At 60.2% G+C, this 18,775-nt stretch carries 16 protein-coding genes; 8 read left to right on the top strand and 8 right to left on the bottom strand.

From position 1 onward, the window contains the following. The first annotated feature begins 12 nt into the window (after positions 1-12). Genes VGU25_09010 through VGU25_08985 form a run of 6 tightly spaced genes read left to right on the top strand, consistent with a single transcriptional unit; the run spans position 13 to position 4,711 of the window. Positions 13-747: a succinate dehydrogenase/fumarate reductase iron-sulfur subunit gene (locus VGU25_09010; protein HEV2577338.1), complete on the top strand. Its 735-nt coding sequence runs from the start codon at positions 13-15 to the stop codon at positions 745-747. Then, positions 744-1,130: a hypothetical protein gene (locus VGU25_09005; GenBank protein ID HEV2577337.1), complete on the top strand. Its 387-nt coding sequence runs from the start codon at positions 744-746 to the stop codon at positions 1,128-1,130. The genes VGU25_09010 and VGU25_09005 overlap by 4 nt, the downstream gene beginning before the upstream one ends. Positions 1,131-1,136: 6 nt before the next feature. Then, positions 1,137-1,481 (top strand): hypothetical protein, encoded by a 345-nt coding sequence (locus VGU25_09000; protein HEV2577336.1) that lies wholly within the window; start codon positions 1,137-1,139, stop codon positions 1,479-1,481. Next, the gene (locus tag VGU25_08995; GenBank protein HEV2577335.1) at positions 1,478-3,202 is read left to right on the top strand and encodes an FAD-binding protein; all 1,725 of its coding nucleotides are present in this window, start codon (positions 1,478-1,480) and stop codon (positions 3,200-3,202) included. The genes VGU25_09000 and VGU25_08995 overlap by 4 nt, the downstream gene beginning before the upstream one ends. A 4-nt stretch (positions 3,203-3,206) precedes the next feature. Next, positions 3,207-4,118, top strand: coding sequence for a fumarate hydratase (locus tag VGU25_08990; GenBank protein HEV2577334.1), 912 nt, complete (start codon positions 3,207-3,209; stop codon positions 4,116-4,118). 11 nt (positions 4,119-4,129) lie between these two features. Further along, positions 4,130-4,711: a FumA C-terminus/TtdB family hydratase beta subunit gene (locus VGU25_08985; protein HEV2577333.1), complete on the top strand. Its 582-nt coding sequence runs from the start codon at positions 4,130-4,132 to the stop codon at positions 4,709-4,711. Here VGU25_08985 and VGU25_08980 read toward each other — a convergent pair. The 5 genes from VGU25_08980 to VGU25_08960 all read right to left on the bottom strand — a co-directional run bounded on the left by VGU25_08980 (position 4,708) and on the right by VGU25_08960 (position 8,768). Beyond that, positions 4,708-5,523, bottom strand: coding sequence for an IclR family transcriptional regulator (locus VGU25_08980; protein HEV2577332.1), 816 nt, complete (start codon positions 5,521-5,523; stop codon positions 4,708-4,710). The two genes, VGU25_08985 and VGU25_08980, sit on opposite strands and share 4 nt — an antisense overlap. Before the next feature lie 200 nt (positions 5,524-5,723). Continuing rightward, positions 5,724-6,116, bottom strand: coding sequence for a hypothetical protein (locus VGU25_08975; GenBank protein ID HEV2577331.1), 393 nt, complete (start codon positions 6,114-6,116; stop codon positions 5,724-5,726). A gap of 181 nt (positions 6,117-6,297) precedes the next feature. Continuing rightward, complete coding sequence (locus VGU25_08970) at positions 6,298-7,113, bottom strand: c-type cytochrome (protein HEV2577330.1); 816 nt, start codon at positions 7,111-7,113, stop codon at positions 6,298-6,300. Continuing rightward, the gene (locus VGU25_08965) at positions 7,110-8,060 is read right to left on the bottom strand and encodes a substrate-binding domain-containing protein (GenBank protein ID HEV2577329.1); all 951 of its coding nucleotides are present in this window, start codon (positions 8,058-8,060) and stop codon (positions 7,110-7,112) included. Before VGU25_08965 ends, VGU25_08970 begins: the two co-directional genes overlap by 4 nt. 9 nt (positions 8,061-8,069) lie before the next feature. Beyond that, the gene (locus tag VGU25_08960; GenBank protein ID HEV2577328.1) at positions 8,070-8,768 is read right to left on the bottom strand and encodes a hypothetical protein; all 699 of its coding nucleotides are present in this window, start codon (positions 8,766-8,768) and stop codon (positions 8,070-8,072) included. A gap of 182 nt (positions 8,769-8,950) precedes the next feature. Here VGU25_08960 and VGU25_08955 point away from each other — a divergent pair, with 182 nt between their 5' ends. Next, positions 8,951-9,997, top strand: coding sequence for a glycosyl hydrolase family 18 protein (locus VGU25_08955; GenBank protein ID HEV2577327.1), 1,047 nt, complete (start codon positions 8,951-8,953; stop codon positions 9,995-9,997). Here VGU25_08955 and VGU25_08950 read toward each other — a convergent pair whose 3' ends face one another. After that, a complete protein-coding gene (locus VGU25_08950) occupies positions 9,998-14,317 on the bottom strand; it encodes a sodium/solute symporter (GenBank protein ID HEV2577326.1) in 4,320 nt (1,439 codons plus the stop codon). A 106-nt stretch (positions 14,318-14,423) separates the two neighbouring features. On the opposite strand from VGU25_08950, the gene VGU25_08945 reads away from it, so the two are divergent. Then, positions 14,424-15,338 carry a BadF/BadG/BcrA/BcrD ATPase family protein gene (locus VGU25_08945; GenBank protein HEV2577325.1) on the top strand — a complete coding sequence of 305 codons (915 nt, stop codon included), beginning with the start codon at positions 14,424-14,426 and terminating at the stop codon, positions 15,336-15,338. A gap of 6 nt (positions 15,339-15,344) precedes the next feature. Here the strand turns inward: VGU25_08945 and nagA are convergent, their stop codons facing one another. Further along, positions 15,345-16,499, bottom strand: coding sequence for an N-acetylglucosamine-6-phosphate deacetylase (gene nagA / locus VGU25_08940; protein ID HEV2577324.1), 1,155 nt, complete (start codon positions 16,497-16,499; stop codon positions 15,345-15,347). 2 nt (positions 16,500-16,501) lie between these two features. Continuing rightward, complete coding sequence (locus VGU25_08935) at positions 16,502-18,727, bottom strand: family 20 glycosylhydrolase (protein ID HEV2577323.1); 2,226 nt, start codon at positions 18,725-18,727, stop codon at positions 16,502-16,504. Positions 18,728-18,775: the final 48 nt, after the last annotated feature.

Here is an 18,775-nt window from a genome sequence, read left to right as displayed (position 1 = left end):
GTTTTATATGTGGTGCAGCCGTTCTACCAAATGAACAAACGCCTCTTCATCCGCCGATCGAGTGACAACGGCAGGGCTCGCGTGCAGAGCTTCACGATCGAAGCGCGGCCTGAATTTACAGTGCTGGATGCGCTCTTCAACGTACAGCATCAGCAGGACCCCACCCTTGCCTTCCGTTGCTCCTGCCGAGTAGGCATGTGTGGCACGTGCGGCGTGCAGGTCAACGGCGTGTCGCGGCTCGCGTGCAAAACGCGCCTCAGCCAAATAGAAGAGAACGACATCTACCTCTCACCATTGCCGCATTTCAAAGTCATCCGCGATCTCGTCGTATCGTTGGCGCCGTTCTTCGAGCAATGGAAGAAGGTTCTGCCGCGTCTGCGCCCACGAGATGAAAACGGTGAAGAACTGGCTATCATCCCGGCGACCTCCGCTTACACCAAGCACTCAGAAGGCAAGCGCGACTGCCTCACCTGCGGCCTCTGTTTTGCGGCATGCGGCGTGCTTGCCACAAGCAAGCAATATCTGGGCCCCGCAGCTGTCAACAAAGCGCTCCTTCGTGTACTTGATCCGCGCGACACCGCGCAAGCCGAGCGGCTCGACGTGGTCAACGGCTCGCGTGACGGCGTGTGGCGCTGCCATTCGCAGTTTAACTGCGTGACCGTCTGTCCTAAGGGAATCGACCTCGCGAGCAGCATCGGCTTCTTCAAGCGCAACCTTCTGTTCAAGGATAGGAGCCTCGACGCATGACACCGCCGCGCATTTTATTCCGGACGTATGTGGTGCCGTTGATCGGCATGACTGCGTTCTGGATCCAGCGGGTCACGGGTCTCCTATTGCTCTTTTATCTGTTGCTGCATGTGGAAACCGTGCACCATATCAGCGGCGGCCAGGCCTCCTTTGACGGCGCCATGGCCACCTTCCACAACCCGTTCTTCCGCTTGCTTGAGATAGCACTGCTGCTCGTGGTTATCCTGCACGCGCTGAACGGGGTGCGCATCATCATCATCGACGCCGGTGCGCGCAGCAAGCATCACCGAACGCTGTTCTGGACTCTGGCAGTGGTTGGGGGATTGGCGATCTTCATCGCAGGCGCGTTGCCAATGTTTCTGAACTCGGTAGTGAGGAGGTAGAGGCGAATGTCTCGCAACGCATTCGCGTGGTATATGCAGCGCATCACCGGCGCGCTTCTCGTGCCGTTGCTTATCGCGCATTTCTGGGTCGAGCATTTCATGTCCCGTGAATTGTTGCGAGGCGACCTCACGTACACGGCAATACTCACGCGCATCTCGAACCCCGTCTGGCAGGCGATCGACATCGGCTTTCTCCTCATCGCGCTCTATCACGGCCTCAACGGTTTCTATAACATCCTGCTCGACTACGGAAAGATCGGACCGCGCGGCGCGAATGTCGCGCTAACCCTAATCGTAGCTGTGGGTGTGGCGTGGGCTGTCTGGGGCGTGCTGGCATTTCACAATCTATGAAGATCGAGACCCTCAACACGGACATCCTTATCCTCGGCGCGGGCGGTGCGGGGCTGATGGCGGCGCTGCATGCGCATACCCATGCGCCGAAACTCGACATCACGGTTGTGGTTAAGGGACTCCTTGGCCAGAGTGGATGCACCCGCATGGTGCAGGGCGGATACAACGCGGTTCTCAACCCGACGGACTCGTTCGAGCGCCATTTCGAGGACACTGTTCGCGGCGGAGGCTTCCTGAATGACCAGGAACTCGCTTGGTTTCTCGTTACCCAGGCGCCCAAGCGCATCGTAGAGCTCGAAAATCGCGTTGGCTGCATGTTCGATCGCAACAGAGACGGCACGGTACATCAGAAGCCCTTTGCTGGTCAGTCTTTCGACCGGACCGTACATCGCGGCGATCTCACTGGTATCGAGATCATGTCCAACCTCCGCGACTACATCCTCGAAAGTCCCGTGCGCGTACTCGAGGAAACACGCGGGCTCGAACTCCTAAAAGTGGGCAATCGCGTAACTGGCGCACTCCTTCTCGAAAGCCGCACTGGCACTTTCGTCGCGGTGACGGCGCGCGCCGTGTTGCTCGCTACCGGAGGGGGTGCGCGGATGTATCGCATCTCTTCGCCCTCGCTCGAAAAATCCGGGGACGGCATGGCAATGGCATGGCGCGCTGGCGCCGCGTTCAGTGACACGGAGATGCTCCAGTTTCATCCCACCGGCCTCTTAGTGGGTAAGTCGATTGCAACCGGTGGACTCCTCGAAGAAGGTTTGCGCGGAGCTGGTGCGTGGCTAATCAACGGGCTTGGCGAGCGCTATATGGAACGTTACGATCCAAAGCTTGAGCGAGCCACGCGTGACGTGGTTTCACGCTCCAGCTACATCGAAATCATGGCCGGCCGCGGCACCCCGCACGGTGGCGTGTGGATCGATGCGCGCCACATGGGCGAAGCTTTCCTGCTCGAGAATTTCCCTGGCATGGTGGAGCGCTGCGCCGATAACGGCTTCGACCTGCTGCATGATCGCGTAGAGGTTTCGCCGAGCGCTCACTTTCAGATGGGTGGTGTGCACATCGACATCGAGTGTCGCTCCTCGCTCGAAGGTCTTTTTGCCGCGGGCGAAGACGCGTCGGGCGTGCATGGTGCCAATCGCCTGGGAGGCAACGGTGTGGCGGAGTCCATTGTATTTGGAGCGCGTGCCGGTGACGTGATGTCGCAATCACTCCCTGAAGACGTGCGCGCGCGGGTGTCAGAAGCGGAAATCCGAGACATGTGCGAGCGCTGGAGTGTGCCGCTGCGCTTGCCTGAGGGTGAACGCCCAAACAATCTTCGCCGCGAGATCGAGAACCTGATGTGGGAGAAGGTTGGACTAGTACGCAATCGCGCAGACCTTTGCAGCGCGCTCGAAGAACTTGCTGAGATCAGCGAGCGCGCGGCGCGCCAAAGTGCGAATCCCGAGACTTCCTTCAACCTCGAGTGGAACGAAGCGCTGGATGTGATGAACATCTGCGTTAACGCGCAACTTGTCGCGCGCGGGGCGCTACTGCGAGAAGAGAGCCGCGGCTCTCACTTCCGCAGCGATTTTCCAAAACCGGATCCGGAGTGGCTCAAGCGGATTCGGCTCGTCAAGAACGGCGATCACATCGATGTGAGCTATCTTCCCGTGAGGTTCACCCGCATTGCCTCGCCGGAGGTTGAGCTTGCGGAATCCGTAGCAGCACCGAGGATCTGACCCTATGAATATCTATGACGTGATCGAACGAACGGCAGCCGACCTCTACATCCGAGCGCTACAAGATATTCCCCAGGACGTTCGGGCGGCGCTCAAGCGCGGCCAGATGACTGAGGAAGCGCAAAAAAACGAGACCGCCAATCAGCTCATGCTGACGATCCTCAACAACATCGAGGTCGCCGACCGTGAGGGAATGCTCGTATGCCAGGACACCGGGCTACCGATCTTCCATGTAACGGTCGGCGACAACGCACCGGTGACGATGACCGAGCTCAAGGCGGCGCTGACGCGCGGCTGTGCACGTGCCACCCGCGAGCGTCCGTTGCGATCGAACACAGTTCACCCCCTCACGCGCAAGCATACCGGCAACAACACCGGACAGGGCATTCCCGCGCTCCACTTCGATTTCATCGCAAACTCGGACGAGATCGAGCTCACACTGGCGCCTAAGGGTTCAGGATCAGAGAACATGAGCTTCCTGCGCATGCTCGTTCCTGCGGAAGGAATCCGCGGCATTCACAAGTTTGTACTGCAGTGCATCTTTGAATCGGGCGCGAAGCCGTGTCCGCCGGTTATCGTTGGCGTCGGCTTGGGCGGCACGTCGGACGTTGCCTGCGCACTCGCAAAGAAGGCAAGTTGCTTCCGGAAAATCGGAACCGTGAGCGAGGACCCCGAGATTGCACAGCTCGAAAGGGAGCTTCTCGACGAGATCAACCGCACCGGCGTTGGTCCGCAAGGGCTTGGCGGTGCCACCACCGCATTAGCCGTGCACATCGAGTGGGCACACACGCACATCACTCAGAATCCGGTGGCCGTGAACCTGCAGTGCTGGCGAGGCGAGCGGGCCGAGGCCGTCATCACCGCCGCTGGCGACGTGCGCTTGCCCGAACAGGAAGCAGTTCCAGTTGTTGCATAGGATCCGAAACCATGAGCGAATATCACTTGACCGCCCCGTTCGACGAAAGCACGATGCGCAAGCTTCAGCTCGAAGACCGCGTGTTCCTGGATGGCACGCTCTTCGGCATTCGCGATGCAACTCAGCAACGTATCTTTGACGAAGGAGTGCCGCCACCAGCCGACCTAACCGGCGCCGTTTGCATTCATACTGCACCAGGCGTGCGTAAGCGGCCCGACGGCGGATTCGAGAAGGTTTCTATTGGTACGACCACGAGCACACGCATGGACCGTTTTGTTCCCGGACTGCTGGAGCAGTACGGCGTCCGTGCGATCGTTGGTAAAGGGGGCTTGCTACCTGGAAGTGTCGATGCAATGCAGCGGTTCGGTGCGGTATACCTGGCCATCGTTGGTGGCGCCGCTGCTCTCGAGACGCTGCAGATTGAGGAGATCGAGAAGGTGTGGTGGGAAGACCTGATGCCCGAGTGCCTTTGGAAGTTTCGCGTCAAGGACTTTGGACCACTCATCGTCGCCATCGACGCCCATGGCAATAGTCTCTACAAAAGGGTGCAGGAGCAAGCCGCGGCCAATCTGAAGGCAATGGGCTACGCTTAGTAATTCGACGGGCGGCTCGCATGATAGCCAAGCCGCTCGGACATCTTCGTGGCGTACTCCTTGATCAGCGCAGCGAGCGGGGGAACATCCTTCGGCTTCATCTGCAGTGTCGTCGCGCCAAGGTTCACGGCGGCGACGATTCGCCCGTCAGGCCCAAAGATCGGAGCGCCTATAGCGCGTATGTTGATCTCGTTCTCTTCGCTGCCGACCGCGTAACCTTGCGCCCGAACCCTCGCGAGTTCCCTCTTGAGTGCGGCCCGGTCTGTGATTGTTTTGGGGGTTAATGCGGGCAGCTCGATCATGGCGAGAATGCGGTCGATTTCATCCTCCGGGCGAAACGCGAGCAAAGCCTTGCCGATGCCGGTCGAGTGCAGATGAAGTGTGCGGCCCACCTCCGTGCGCAGCCGTGTGCTCGCCATCACTTCAATCTTTTCGATGTATACGGCTCGTGTGCCTTCGAGCACGGCGATGTGCGCGGTGATTTGCGCTTTGTCAGCCAGTTCTTTTAGCAAAGAGTATGTGGAGCGGCGCAGGTCAATGCCCGCGATCAGTTCGCTTCCCAGCGAGAACAACTTCAGAGTAAGCGAGTAACGGTCCTGATCATCCTTGTGGACGTAGCCGCGAGCCTTTAGCGTTTGCAGAATGGCATAGGCCGAACTCTTTGGAATCTTGAATTGCTGGTTTACTTCGCTCACCGTCATCGTTCGGGTCGCGATGAGCGCCTCGATAATATCTACCGTCCGGTGAATCGCCGGCACCGAGTAGGTGTTCGAGCCCTGTTCAGGCTTATTTGAGTTATTTTTCGTAACCATGTTTGGATGTTCGACTAATAGAACTCTACCATTACCTTGCCCGAACCTGCCGAAAAACAGACTTCGAGAATACGCGGGCGTCCAAGGAGCGGAGCGGCTGGCAACACGCTGAGAATAGAACACATCGCTATAGCAAACGACCCCAGCGAGCGAGCTCAATGAGGGCATTCAGATGAAGGTAGTGGCGGGCCCTTTGCCGCCTATTGTGGCAGACGGGTAGTTTCCGGCACTGGGGCGGCGGGTTCTGGGACGGTTGTCGGCTGGACCGATGTGACCTGGCCGGCCTTCTCCTGGGCCTGTAACTGCCGATCGTTAGCTTGCTTGGATTTGGCATTCGCCTTGTCGACAGCAGCGTGTGCCCTGGCGGCCTTGCTGGTAGCGTTGGCTGCGGACTCGTCTAGTTTCTGCTGCTTTCGCTGTCGCTTCAGTTCGTTCTTGGTCATCGTGTAGGGCGGCTGCGCCATCGCCGTCGTTGCGGCAGCCGGATCGGCGGGGCTAACTGTGGCAACTGGAGGCGGGGTTGCCGAATCTCTCTGTTGCGCCATCGCGCCGTTTACGAGCATCGCGCAGAGCGCGAGTGAAGCGAATTGCATTACTCCTGTTGAGGAAATCCTCATTACAATACCATCTCTCTATGGACTGATCCCATGTGATGTTAGATGGCATGAGGTGAGGAATGGGTATCCCGGCAAGGACCACTGAGCCGGATCCCGTCATGCGGTTCCTGCTCGCCCTCAAATGGGCGCCGACAATCTTTCGGAGCACAGACTGAGCTCAGTAGTGCTTGTATGCCTGATTGAAGGCTGGCCGCGGATGTTCGTGAACGAATGCAGCGACATCGTAGGCCTCTTGAGGAGTGAGGATGCCCATCCGATTCTGTGGCATATTGTGCTGAACGAAGGCTGCCATCTTGGGAATCTGATTCATGCCCGCGCCATCGTTGAAGGAGTTTGGACCCCAGAGGGCAGGAAACATGGGAGCGAGACCGGCGCCGTCATTTCCGTGGCAGCCCGCGCATTGTGAGTAGTAAATCTGTTCGCCGTTTTTGGGGTCGGGTGTCAGATTGGGCAGCTTCACCAGACCTCTTCCCTTGAAGGCCCTGTGGCCGGGTTCAGGTTGCGAGAGCCAGTCGATGTAATCGACCAGGTTCTTCATCGTGTCGCCGTCATAGTCGAGGGGCTTGCCATTTTCGCTGCGGACGAAGCACTCCTGAATGCGATCCTTCATGCTGATCATGTGGCCGGCGCGTTCGTTGTACATCGGAAAAAGCTTCGGCAGCCCGACCATCGGCGACGAGTAGGGTTGAATCCCGCCCCCGGCATGACAGTCAGAGCAGCGAATCTTGCTCGCCGTATTTTGTGAGGCATAGAGCGGCGTTTCGTTGAAGATCGCGGCACCGCGCCGGATGCTGTCGCCAAGAGCGCCATCAGGAATCGACGAGTAGCTGGGAGGCTGCCAGTCTGTGGCGTGAAGTTGATTGTCCCACCAGCTGAACGAGAGATCGTGAACCAGAAAGCCAGCGACGATTGCCGAGCAATAGATCAGCAGGATCACAGCCATTGCCAGCCCCGCGTTGCGACGGGAACTCACTGGTTAGCACTCTCCGCTGCTACCGGCTTGAAACCGAATTCGCGGTACGCAGCCTGCGCTTCATCTGACTGTAGGTAGTGTATCCACGCGCGTGCTGCTTCCGGATGCGGTGCGCTTTTCAGCACACCCGCCGCATATGTGGCCGGAGTATTCAATTGGGAGGGGATCTCAACCCCTTCAATCGGATTGCCGAGCTTCTGTTGAAAGAGAACTTCAGAGGTCCAGGTCACACCGGCATCGCTTTGCTTGGTGAGAATGCGCATCGGCGTCTGGCGATGATGAATCTGCGTGAGGACCACTCCGCCCTGGCCGACGCGCGTCTTGTAGACCTCAGTGGCGAGCGCGTCGCCGCCGGTCTTCGTCAACGCAACCTGCACCTGTCTGCCAATGCCTTCGAACTCCGGGTTAGGAAGCGCTACCCTGACATCGGGACGGGCGAGATCCTTGAGAGACGCGATGTGTTTCGGATTGCCCGCCGCAACCATAATCTCAAGATCGTTTGTGGTGTAACTGACGACTTCTCCAACCTCGCCCGTTTGCTTCATCGACCTGAGCGCGTTCGCTCCGGCCTCGTAGACATCCGGCACGATGTCGAGAGTGAGATTGCCGAGCGTCAGAGTGTTTCCTGCCTTGATCTGCTTCAGCAGGACACCGGGAGGAAGCGTCTCGTAAAAGATGTGACCGGCCAACTCCGGGTGAAGCTTTTCAAAGCCGGCGATGAGACGCGGCATGACAAAGAACTGATTCCCGCCGATGAAAAGGACCAGTTTGGCGTCGATCGGATCGCCGTGAAGGTCGGGAACGTTGTCGATGTCAGGAACCTGGAACACGAAGCCCTGCGAGGGGGCAGGATCGTTTCTGCCGCCGCTCCACGGAGGCGTCGTCTGCTGAGCAGAGACGCCAAGTGAGATCGAAAGAGTAAGCAGAGCCGTGAGTTCCTTGATCATGTGCCCCAGCTAAACGGTGATGTAGGTAAAGTGGCCTTCCGACTGAAGCAGCGCGACGGTCGCGACCATGGCGGGAACAATCAGCACGCCAGGAAGCACGTGCGCCTGCAGATCCTTCACGACTTCTTCAGGAGTCGAGCTAAGTGAAAACTTCTTGACCATCGCCGCAGCCTGCTCTTCTGTCGCCGTATGGCAGGAGAGGAACTTGACCCCACGATTCTGAAGCGCCCGGACGCTGTGGTCCTGCATCTTGGAAGAGGCGTCCTGAAGATTGTCAGAGCCCTTGCCACTGGACGGAAAGAAGATGTTGCGCGTGGCAGGCTTGCCGGTTGCAGGATCGTTTACTTCGACAAACTCGCCAAGCCGATACTTCTCCCACATGGAGTCATCGAAAGCCACGGCGTTCGATGGGCCATGGAGAGCTACGGCAATCTTGATTTCGCTGCTGGGAATGCCGAAGCCGTAAATGAATCCGTTCAGAGAATTTTTTACGTTATTGAGAAACTTGCCTTCGCCAACTGGGCGTATGTCATAGACCTGCTTGACCTTCGCAGGCGAGTGCACAAGCTTGTCAAACTCGTTGAAGTCCCAGTCGGCACGCTGATAGATCAATTGAGCTTCAGCACTGCGGGAAGACAGCCCCGCGGCACCGAGAGCGGCAAGGCTGGTGCCTACTCCACCAACGAACTCTCTGCGCGAAAACGTCATGGAAGGGGTCCTTTCAGTGTCCGAACGGTCAAGCGATTTCAATGGCATACATGCCGAAGAAGGAGAGTAATCGATTCCCATAGATTAGAACCACTCTTAGGTCTCTTTGGCAAATTTGAGAGATTCCCGGCGCCGCGAGATCTGGATGCCACAATGGGTTGAAACAATTCAGGGGGTTTTGCGTGAAGCTCGCGATCGCCGTAGCGCTGGTTTGTGTGTCATCTGTTGCATCGGTGAGTGCAACGGCGCAGAAGACGCTCTTCTACATGCAGGAGAACGCCGCGGGTGTGCGCTCGTTTGAGCAGCACAAGGACAAGATCGATATCCTTGTGCCGACTTGGTACGCGGTGAATGGGCACGGTCTCGTCTCTGGCGAACCGGATCAGAAAGTGCTGAGCGAAGCAAAAGCCGCGCACGTGCAGGTGATTCCGATCGTCGTGCTCTTCGATAAGCAGCAGCTTCATGACTTGTTCGCAGACGTGAAGGCGCAGGATGTGATGAACCGCGCGCTTGTGCGTGAGTGCAAGGAGCATGGATATGCCGGGATTCAATTCGACTTGGAGCACGTGCTGTGGGTGGAGCGCGACGGGCTCTCGGCATTGGTGAAGCGTAGCGCGGATGTGCTGCACGCTGCAGGACTGCAGGTGCAGATCGCCACTGTGCCGGATGCGCCCGGGTATGCCGGGTCGCTCCCGTACGCGCGATGGATGTTCGAGGAGTGGCGCGGCGGATATGACCTGAAGGCACTGGCCGAGTCAGTCGATCTGATTTGCCTCATGACCTACGATCAGCACTCGCGCTATACAGCGCCGGGGCCGGTGGATGGATGGCAGTGGACCATTGAGAACCTGGAGTATGCCCTGAAGGATGTGCCGAAGGAGAAGCTTTCGCTCGGTATCGCCCTCTATGGATACCACTGGTTCGCCGGTGATCCTGGATTGAACAAGCCGGAGCAGCATCCGAATCCGACGTCGGAGTCAATCTCATTTACGAATGCGGACTTTCTGCGCTCGAGCTATAACGGCAAGCTCCAGTGGGACGATGACGACCACACGCCGTGGTTCTACATCACGCGCGACGAGACACGCGAGTGGGTCTTCTATACCGACAAGCGCGCGTTCATGGATCGCTATGAACTTGCGAAACAGCGTGGCTTGCAGGGCGTGTGTTCGTGGGTGCTGGGCGAAGAGGATCCAGCGATCTGGGATGCGATTCCCTCGAAGCGATAGCTATTTGTAGAGAAGATATGGCTCGCGTGCAGACTTGTAGTTGTCGAGCGCGGGTTGCCATGTCGCGGCGATAGTGCGCGGATCGTCGCCGCGCGCGATTGCGTCTTGTGTGGCGGAGTTGGCCAGGTACCTCGCCCCGCGGTCCAGATGGAACTGCTGGGGGTAGAGCTTATGCAGAACGCTTTGGATTTCGACGCCGAGTTCGGGCGAGTCGAGTGTGTTGCGATCGGTGACGGCGATGCGCACCGCTTCGATGGTCTGGCCGTGGAAGGGATGGATCGGGTCATCGTCGACGGTTGTAGTGGTCGCAGCGAATGCGACGCCGGGGATGTGCCGGGCATCAAGCGCGGCGGCGACGTCGGCCGCGCGGAACCATGCTCGTGGCTGGACGCCGGTGGTCTTGTCCTTTGGTGGAAGGCCGGCGCCGAAAAGTTCGAAGGGTGTGGGCGTGCCGCGGCCGACGCTGGCGTTGGTGGGTTCAAGCAGGGTGAGTGCGGGCAGCAGGATGGTCGCGGTGATGTTATGCAGGTTAGGGCTGGGATCCACCCAGGGCAGGCCGGTCTGGTCGTAGAACTCGGCGCGCGTCCAATGCTGCATTGCGATCACTGTGAGCGGAGCATCTATGTGCCGCGCGCCGTTGTAGAAGCGTGCGAGTTCGCCGAGCGTCATGCCATGGCGGATGGGGACCTGACCATAGTCGGTGTAGTTGTCATGGCCAGGATCTGAGACCGGACCTTGCACGGCGATGCCACCTATAGGATCAGGTCGATCAAGCACGACGATGTTGAGCATGTGGTGGAAGTCGCGCTGCTCTCGCGCCGCGGCTTCGAGGAAGTAGCCCGTAACGGCCTCGTAGGTGTAGGTGCGGACGCCGGCGTCCTGCAGGTCAATGACGACGGCGTCGAGGTTCGCAAGTTGGTCGTGTGATGGGCGCTTGTCGGCGTCGTGGGGGCCGTAGAGCGAGGTGACTTGGAGGCCGGTCGTGGGGTCGGTCTCTGGGCCAAAGGAGGTTGTGTCCTGCTTGCCGAAGATGCCGTGCTCGGGCGAGAAGATCGTCGTTAGTTTCGCGCCGGGGATGATCTTCGGCAGGTCAGTCGAGACAATGTCGATGGTGCGGCGGCCGTGCGCGTCTACACCGGATTGGTTAGTCAGGATGCCCAGGCGGAGCGTGTTGTTGTGCTGTGCAGCGAGAGTTGTGAGGTCGGCGAAGTGATCGGATTCGAGGACGTCGATGCCGGTGAGGGTGTGCGTCTGCAGATTAGATGATTCGGAAATTGCCACATTACAGAATGTGCTCGCGGGACAGCCGGTATACAGCTCCAGCGCGTGAGCCACTGCAGTTGCCACCTCGCCGCGCAAGTTAGAAATTGGCGGATTTCCGCGTGGGTGAATTGCGTTTGCCAACAGGACGACGTAAGTGTCGGAGCCCGGATCCATCCAGAGAGAAGTGCCAGTGAAGCCGGTGTGGCCGAAGCTGCCGATCGGGAAGATCATGCCGCGGGGCTTGGAGAAGGGGGTATCGATGTCCCAGCCGAACCCGCGCAGGTCCTGCCCGTGGATAGCAGGGTAGCGCGGAGCCAGCAATGGAGCTGCACCCTTTTCACCGTGGACGATCGCGGCTTGTTCCGCGGTGTTGGCCAGGGTGAGTTCTCCGGCATAGTAGCCAGGTTGCTCGGGCGTGGTCATCAGTTCGAGCGTAGATTGCTTGAGCGGAAAGTTGGAAGGACGGCCAGCGAGGCGATCGAGCAGCGCCTGCGCGAAAAGCGAGACATCGTGCGCGGTGGAGAAGACACCTGCGTGGCCCGCGACTCCACCCATGCGACGAGTGGTTGGATCGTGCACGGTACCGCGCGTGAGCATGTCGAAGTGTGGATTGGCGCCGGGGTTGGATTTCGACTCGTCATCGTGCGTTGTGGGTGCGATGCGTGGGAGCAGGGAAGTGCTCCAGTCGCCAACGGGACAGGTGTAGCGCATGTGACCGCGCGGAGCCGGAGCCCATGCGATGGCTGCGCCGATGATCTTGTGCGGACCGCAGGCTTTGTCGATGGGGAGGTAGCGCGTCTCGGTCATGCCCAGGGGCTTGAAGATGTGCTCCTGCGCATAGACGTCGAGCGGTTCCCCGGAGAGCGTTTCGACGATGTCGCCGAGGAGGATGAAGTTGATGTCTGAGTAGCGGAAGACCTCGGCCGGCTCTGATTGCAGGGGCGTGGTGAGCGCGCGATTGATCCCCTCGGCCTTGTCGGGCTTTGCGAGTCCCCAAGCGTCCTTAAGGCTTATGTCAGCTGGCTCGCCCGAGTAGTGCGTGAGCAGCATGCGCACGGTGACCTTCGCGCGCTCTGGATCGTGGTCGGGATTAAACGCCGGGAGGATCTGCTCGACGGGCTCGTCGAAGGTCAGCTTTCCCTGCTCGTAGAGCTGCATGATGCTGGTTGATGTGGAGAGATTCTTCGAGAGCGATGCCATGTCGAAGATGGTGTCCTCGGTCATGGGCTCTGCCGGTGAGGGCTCGCCGTTGAGTCCCGGTTCGCCGGCAAGCTTGCGGTCGCCATAGGCGTGCTCGAAGACCACGCGGCCACTGTGGCCAACGAGGAGGACGGCGCCGGGGAGATGGTGATACGTGATCGCGTCGTTGATGAGCGCGGCGGCGGTGCTGAAGTCCGGCGCGGGAACGGTAGCCGGCCCTTGTACCTGTCCGCGGTGAATAGCAGGTTCTTCAGCTACGCCTCGGAAGGACAGCAGGAAAAGCAAAGGCAGAAGAGCAGCAGCTACAGCAGCGGTGCGTTGTGGGCGCGTGCGCTTGCCGAGAAAGAGACTGGCAATAGCACCGATGAGGAACGTGGCGGCAGCGCCGATGAGGACGTACCAGGTCCAGGCGATGTGCGGGATGGTGATGGGACCGAGATGCACAGGGAATGCTCCTTGCCAAATCCAAAGGTTGAGAATGAAGCCGCAGATCATGCCGATGATGGCCCCGCGCTCGTTAGCAAAACGCGTGAGTGTGCCGAGCAGAAAGACGCCGAGCAGGCAACCGTATGCTACCGAAGCGATCGAGAGGCCGATCTCGACGACGTGGCCCTTACCGCCCGCCTTCACTGAATAGACCGCGATGGCAAAGAGTACGAACGCCCACAGCACGGTGGAAGATTTTGCAATCATGGCGCGCTCGCGGTTATCAGCATTCGGGCGGAATCGCATGTAGAAGTCAACGACCGTTGTGGAGGAGAGCGAGTTCAGCGCAGCCGAAAGGTTCGACATTGCCGCTGCGAGAATCGCAGCAACGAGCAGACCGGCGACGCCAATGGGCATCTCGCGCACGATGAACGTGGGAAAGATGTAGTCGTTAGTGCGGAAGATTGCACCGGGATGCTGCTGATAGAAGACGTAGAGGCCAGCGCCGATGAGCAGGAAGAGCGCGAACTGCACGAAGATGACCACGCCGGAGCTGAGCAGAGCCGCTGTGGACTGCCGCAGATTGCGCGCAGCGAGCAGCCGCTGAACCATGAGCTGATCCGTACCGTGCGAGGCCATGGTGAGGAAAGTGCCGCCGAGAACGCCTGCCCAGAAGGTGTACGTCGTCGTGAGGTTCAGCACGAAGTTGAACATATGAAACTTGCCAGCGGCCGCCGCGACAGAGTGAATCACTGGCCAGCCGCCCTGCACATGGGAGCCCAGCGTAAGCAGCGCAACGACCGTTCCGCCGACGTAGATCGCCATCTGCACAACGTCGGTCCAGACGACTGCAGCCATCCCGCCCTCGAAGGTATATAGCAGGGTGAGCGCAGAGATGATGGCAATGGAGAGAACATCGCGCGTGCCGATGGCGATGCCGACGACGATGGACACAGCGAAGACCCGCACGCCTTCCGCCGCCGCGCGCGTGACAAGAAAGAGTGCCGCGGTGACCTTGTGCAGGGTACCCCCGAAGCGGCGATCGATGAGTTGGTATGCGGTGAGCATCTCGCCGGCGAAATAGCGCGGCAGAAAAAGTGCCGCCACAACGACGCGCCCGAGCATGTAGCCGATAACGACCTGCAGAAAGCCGAAGTCGCCGGCGAAAGCAACGCCCGGGATCGAGATGATGGTGAGCGTGGAGGTCTCGGCCGAGACGACGGAGAGCGCGATGGCCCACCACGGAATCGTGTTGTCAGCCAGGAAGTAGCTTTTGAGTGACCGGTCGGCTGCGGCGGCGCCGCGGGATTTGCGGAAGCGCAGACCGAAGAGCGTGATGCCGATGAGGTAAACCGCTACGAGAGCGAGATCGAAGGCGCTGAGCCGCTGCGTTGCGAGAAGAGTTGCAAGGGCGTCGATGAAACAGGGCAAGCGGGCTTACTCCTCCTGCGGTGCGCTGACGTGAGGCAACGTTGCAGGTTATGATAACGGGCTTGGTGCACGACTTGCTCGGAGTGCCATCGGGAGTTGTGAACGGATGCCCTATTTTGTTGCGTTGGATGGTGGTGGGACCAAGACCGAATGCTGGATTGCAAATGAATCGCGCGTGTTGGGCCAGTCTTCCGGGCCGACTGTGAAGCTGATGAATGTAGGGGAGCGGGCCGCGACTCAGGGGTTGCGGGCCATTGTGCGCGAGGCGCTTGGATCCGCCGGAGTGACTGGTGATTCCATCGCCGGCACCTGCTTTGGGCTGGCCGGGTCCTCGAGTGAGGAGGTCCGACAGTGGGCGAAGACGACACTCGGTGAGCTCGTCAGCGGCGAGACGATCATCACCGGAGACGAGCAGATCGCCCTGGACGCTGCTTTTCGAGGCGGCGCTGGAGTGCTCGTGATTGCGGGAACCGGATCGCACGTGACCGGCCGCTGTGCGAGCGGCACAACGGTAGGCGCCGGTGGCTGGGGCCCGGTGCTGGGGGATGAGGGGTCCGGCACGTGGATAGGCCTTGAGGCCATCCGTTCCTGTCTGCGAGCGCGCGATCGCGGCGTTGAAACCTGTCTGCTGCGCGAGATACAGCAGGCGTGGGGGCTGGAGGAGTTGGGCGAGCTGGTCGCCAAGGCGAACCTCCGCGAGCGGCCGGACTTTGCTTCGTTGACCACGGTCGTCGCGGAGTGCGCAGAGAGTGGCGATGCGCTTGCGCAGGGTGTGCTCGACCACGCAGGCGAGGAGCTTGCGACGCAGGTTAGCCTGGTGATCTCGAAGATGCGTGCAGCCGACTGTGCGTCAGAGGACGCATCACGGGTTGCGTTCACAGGCAGCGTGCTCGGCAAAATTCCGCGAGTGCTTCGCGCGATGGAGGAACACTTGCACGCGGCGTGGCCGGAAATCGATGTAGACGCCAACGCCGTGCAGCCGCTCGAGGGCGCCTTGTGGCGTGCGAGGCAGGGCAAATAGTCGGACCTACGTAACCAGTTCGCCCTGGATGTACGTTGCAACGAGTCGTCCGCTGCGGTCGAACCGGTTCAGGTTTGCAGGACTGCCGGGCGCAAGCCGCGTCAGCTCCGGTCGCCCGAGCATAGCTGCGGGATTGTGCGAGGCCAGTCGACTTGCATCAGCGAGCGTGGCGCCCGTGAAGTGACAGAAGTTAGCGACCGCGCGATCCATGGTGAGGACGGACCCCGCCAGCGTGTGGGTCCCGCGAGCCAGGTCTCCGGACAGGAACGCGCGTCCCTCGGCTACATCCACATCGAACTCGCCGAGTTTGTATCTGCCCTCCGGCATGCCGGCGGCAGACATCGCATCGGTTATCAGAATCGCGCGCTCCGGGCCTTTGGCCTTGAACCACAGCCGCACGAGCTCCGGCGCAACGTGGACGCCGTCGCAAATCAATTCGGCATACAGCCGGTCATTGTCCAGCGCGACGCCGAGCACTCCAGGCTCGCGATGACCCAGCGCCCGCATGGCATTAAAAGTGTGGGTCGCGCTGCTTGCGCCCGCATCCACGGCAGCGTACGCCTCGGCTGCGTCCGCGTTGGTGTGGCCCAGCGAGCAACGCACGCCCATGGAAGTTGCGTAGAGGATCAGGTCGACAGCACCACTGAGCTCAGGAGCAATAGTCAGCAGAGAGATCTGCCCGCGTGCCGCCTGCTGAAAGCGATCGAACAGCTCGATGCTCGGCAGCTGCAACTGGTTCTCTGGATGGACGCCGCGCTTTGCGTGCGAGAGGAACGGTCCTTCCAGATGTATGCCGCGCGGTTGCGCCTGCAGCGGCTGCGGATCGGCCTCTATCGCGTTGGCCAGCGACTCCAGGGCACGCAGAGTGGAGTCGACGGACGCTGTCACAGTCGTCGGAAGGTACTGCGCGACGCCGCGCAGGGCCAGGAACCGCTGAATCTCGCGCAGCTCCGCAGGTGACGCCGACATCACATCGTGGCCCATTGCACCATGCGTGTGAACGTCAAAGAACGCGCAGGCAAGCGTGTCTTCTTCGTGCGCAAGGGCCGTGGGGTCGGAACTGATATCGCTGAGCGTTCCATCGTCGCCGACGATGAGCACAGGGAACTCAACCGATCCGATGTCGGTGATCAATCGCCGGGCTGTGATGAGGGTTGGCATAGTTATTTTGCGGGCGGTGCAGTGTTTGGTGTAGTTGGTGGTGCGACAGGCGGCGCTGCCGGCGCTGCGGACGGAGGCACGACAGGAGCAGGTACAGCCGCCGGCGGAGCCGCGGGGATGTCGAGCTCTGACGCACTGGGAAGCGTGCGCGTGTCAGCCCATTGACGCTGCGCACTGCGCACCTGATCCATTCTCGCCAGCCAGATATCAATCGTGTAGTCGTAGTGCGCGAGCACAGGCCGCAGCGCGTATGGCCTGTTTGTGCGCAGCCAGATTTGCGCATACAAATCGCGGATCAGCGAATAGCCGTCCTTGATGTCCTGGATGCGACCGTTCACGCCGTTGATGTCGCTCAGCTCGCGGCCCACCTGCATGCGCTCCTTGCGATCTGTGGACGTCGCATCCGCCTGCGCGCGCGCGTAACCGGCAGCCATCTCATCGGCGAGCTGAAACTTCTCGCCGATAAAGTCAAACCGCCGCGCACCCAGTTCCAGCGCATCGATTGCGTTTGCCTCGCGCAGCGTCGTAGGATTCGACGGCAATTCATCCGTCGGCGAATAGACAACCGGCTGAGGTGGCGCCGGATACGCCGCCCGAGCCTGCGCGATTAACTCCAGAGCATGCTCAGCGTGCATGCGCAGCTCATGCGAATACGGTCGGATTTTGTCCGCATATTGCTGGCCATCCTTCGACCACGGATCCATCCAGAAGAGCCCGTCCGATCCGTCACCCACCTTCGCTTCAAACTGCAGCACATCGTGCGCGGCCATTAGCTCCTCCTGAGCCATGTCGAGCTTGCCGCTTAGATCACCGTGAAAAACCGGGCCGTAGTTGGCCTGGAACTGCGGAATCGAGCTCTCGCCCTGCTGCCAGGCCGCGGCGCAGCCGAAAAGAATGCCGTACCAGTTGTTCGCCGCGAGCGCTTCACCGTCGTCGTACCAGATAGTGTTCAGTTGTCCTGTCGCGCCCATCTGCTGGCCGTCGCGCGTGAACTGCTGAATATTTTTCAGGGCCGAATTGTAGTTCGGATAAACGCGTGACCAGTTGTTGACCCCTGGCGCAACCCAGGTCTCAAATCCCGCGGACTTGAAGTAGTTCAGGTACTTGGTGAATCCAGTGTCCGAAGGCGAGTAATGCCAGCTGATCGCAATCGTGTTGTTCTTGAATTCGTCAGGCATTCCCTTCAGCAGGTCGGGCGAGCGTTCCGCGATATCGGCCCAGAAGAGCAGGCGTCGATTCAGCGGCCGCAACGTGTTGTCAATCTGCTGCATGAAGTTCAGGTACACCGGGCCGAGCCCCTGCTCATCCACGGCTGCTTTCGTCTGGCCCACGCCGAGATCGAACGTTTCGTCGGCGCCGATGTGCAGGAACGGCGACGGGTAGAGCGCCGCGAGCTCGGTGAACATCTGGTTGATCACCTGCAGCGAACCGGACTGTCCCGGCGCGAGCACTGCCCCATGCGGCGTCTCCGCCAGCGCCTGGTACTGCTCGTAAACAAGCATGTGACGAAGATGACCGAAGGCCTCCTGGTCGGGCACGATCATCACGTGATACTTCGCGGCATACGCGACGAGCTCCCGCGCATCATCCGCGGAGATGCTGCCGCCCGGAGGCGCGGGCAGCGGGTTCGACGCGTACTGTTGCGTGTTCTCGAAGTACGGCGAGTAGAGATTCGCCTTATATGCAGCAAGTGTGCGCACCAGCTTCTTCTGGAACTCGAGCGTGTCCACTGGGCCGCGGGAGAGATCGTCGCTCAGGCCGCGGTAGCGCATGGCCGGCCAGTCGCGAATCTCTGCCGCATGCAGCACGAAGCTGCCGTTCGGCTGGCGCTCGATCATCTGTTTGACGGTTTGCGCTGCGTAAAAAATGCCGGGACCCGTCGCGCCGGTCAACGTCAGGACGCCCGGGGCGAAGCCGATCGTATAACCCTCCGGCTGCATCTCCGCTGTAAACGACGGATCTGGATGCTGGCCCAGCCGCTGCAGCACAACTCTGAGCCCGTTGCCGGACGGAATCCCGCGCGCGGCCAGCTCATCGCGCAGATCGCTCGCGGCAAACTGATCCTCGGGACCGCAGTTCGGGCAGTCCACCGTGACGCCGGTTACCGGCTGATCGCCTTTGAACGTGACCTCACGCGGCGTGGGGATCAGGTGAAGGGAAGTGGAGGGTGTCTGTGCGATTGCGGTCGCCGTGAGCCCGGCGAGGACAACGAGTGCAGAAAAACGCATGCGTTTACGGTACACGGCTGAGGCGCATTGAAGAAAGAATGCGGCTGA

This window comes from Acidobacteriaceae bacterium (genome assembly GCA_035944135.1).
Taxonomy (GTDB): Bacteria; Acidobacteriota; Terriglobia; order Terriglobales; family Acidobacteriaceae; genus Granulicella.
This window is presented reverse-complemented; position numbering and strand designations above follow the sequence as displayed.

What these genes read in the sequence shown, in the direction of transcription:
- VGU25_09005 (HEV2577337.1), top strand. Translation starts at nt 744, where the DNA reads ATGACACCGCCGCGCATTTTATTCCGGACGTATGTGGTGCCGTTGATC.
- VGU25_09000 (HEV2577336.1), top strand. Translation starts at nt 1,137, where the DNA reads ATGTCTCGCAACGCATTCGCGTGGTATATGCAGCGCATCACCGGCGCG.
- VGU25_08995 (HEV2577335.1), top strand. Translation starts at nt 1,478, where the DNA reads ATGAAGATCGAGACCCTCAACACGGACATCCTTATCCTCGGCGCGGGC.
- VGU25_08990 (HEV2577334.1), top strand. Translation starts at nt 3,207, where the DNA reads ATGAATATCTATGACGTGATCGAACGAACGGCAGCCGACCTCTACATC.
- VGU25_08985 (HEV2577333.1), top strand. Translation starts at nt 4,130, where the DNA reads ATGAGCGAATATCACTTGACCGCCCCGTTCGACGAAAGCACGATGCGC.
- VGU25_08980 (HEV2577332.1), bottom strand. Translation starts at nt 5,523, where the DNA reads ATGGTTACGAAAAATAACTCAAATAAGCCTGAACAGGGCTCGAACACC.
- VGU25_08975 (HEV2577331.1), bottom strand. Translation starts at nt 6,116, where the DNA reads ATGCAATTCGCTTCACTCGCGCTCTGCGCGATGCTCGTAAACGGCGCG.
- VGU25_08965 (HEV2577329.1), bottom strand. Translation starts at nt 8,060, where the DNA reads ATGATCAAGGAACTCACGGCTCTGCTTACTCTTTCGATCTCACTTGGC.
- VGU25_08960 (HEV2577328.1), bottom strand. Translation starts at nt 8,768, where the DNA reads ATGACGTTTTCGCGCAGAGAGTTCGTTGGTGGAGTAGGCACCAGCCTT.
- VGU25_08945 (HEV2577325.1), top strand. Translation starts at nt 14,424, where the DNA reads ATGCCCTATTTTGTTGCGTTGGATGGTGGTGGGACCAAGACCGAATGC.
- nagA (HEV2577324.1), bottom strand. Translation starts at nt 16,499, where the DNA reads ATGCCAACCCTCATCACAGCCCGGCGATTGATCACCGACATCGGATCG.
- VGU25_08935 (HEV2577323.1), bottom strand. Translation starts at nt 18,727, where the DNA reads ATGCGTTTTTCTGCACTCGTTGTCCTCGCCGGGCTCACGGCGACCGCA.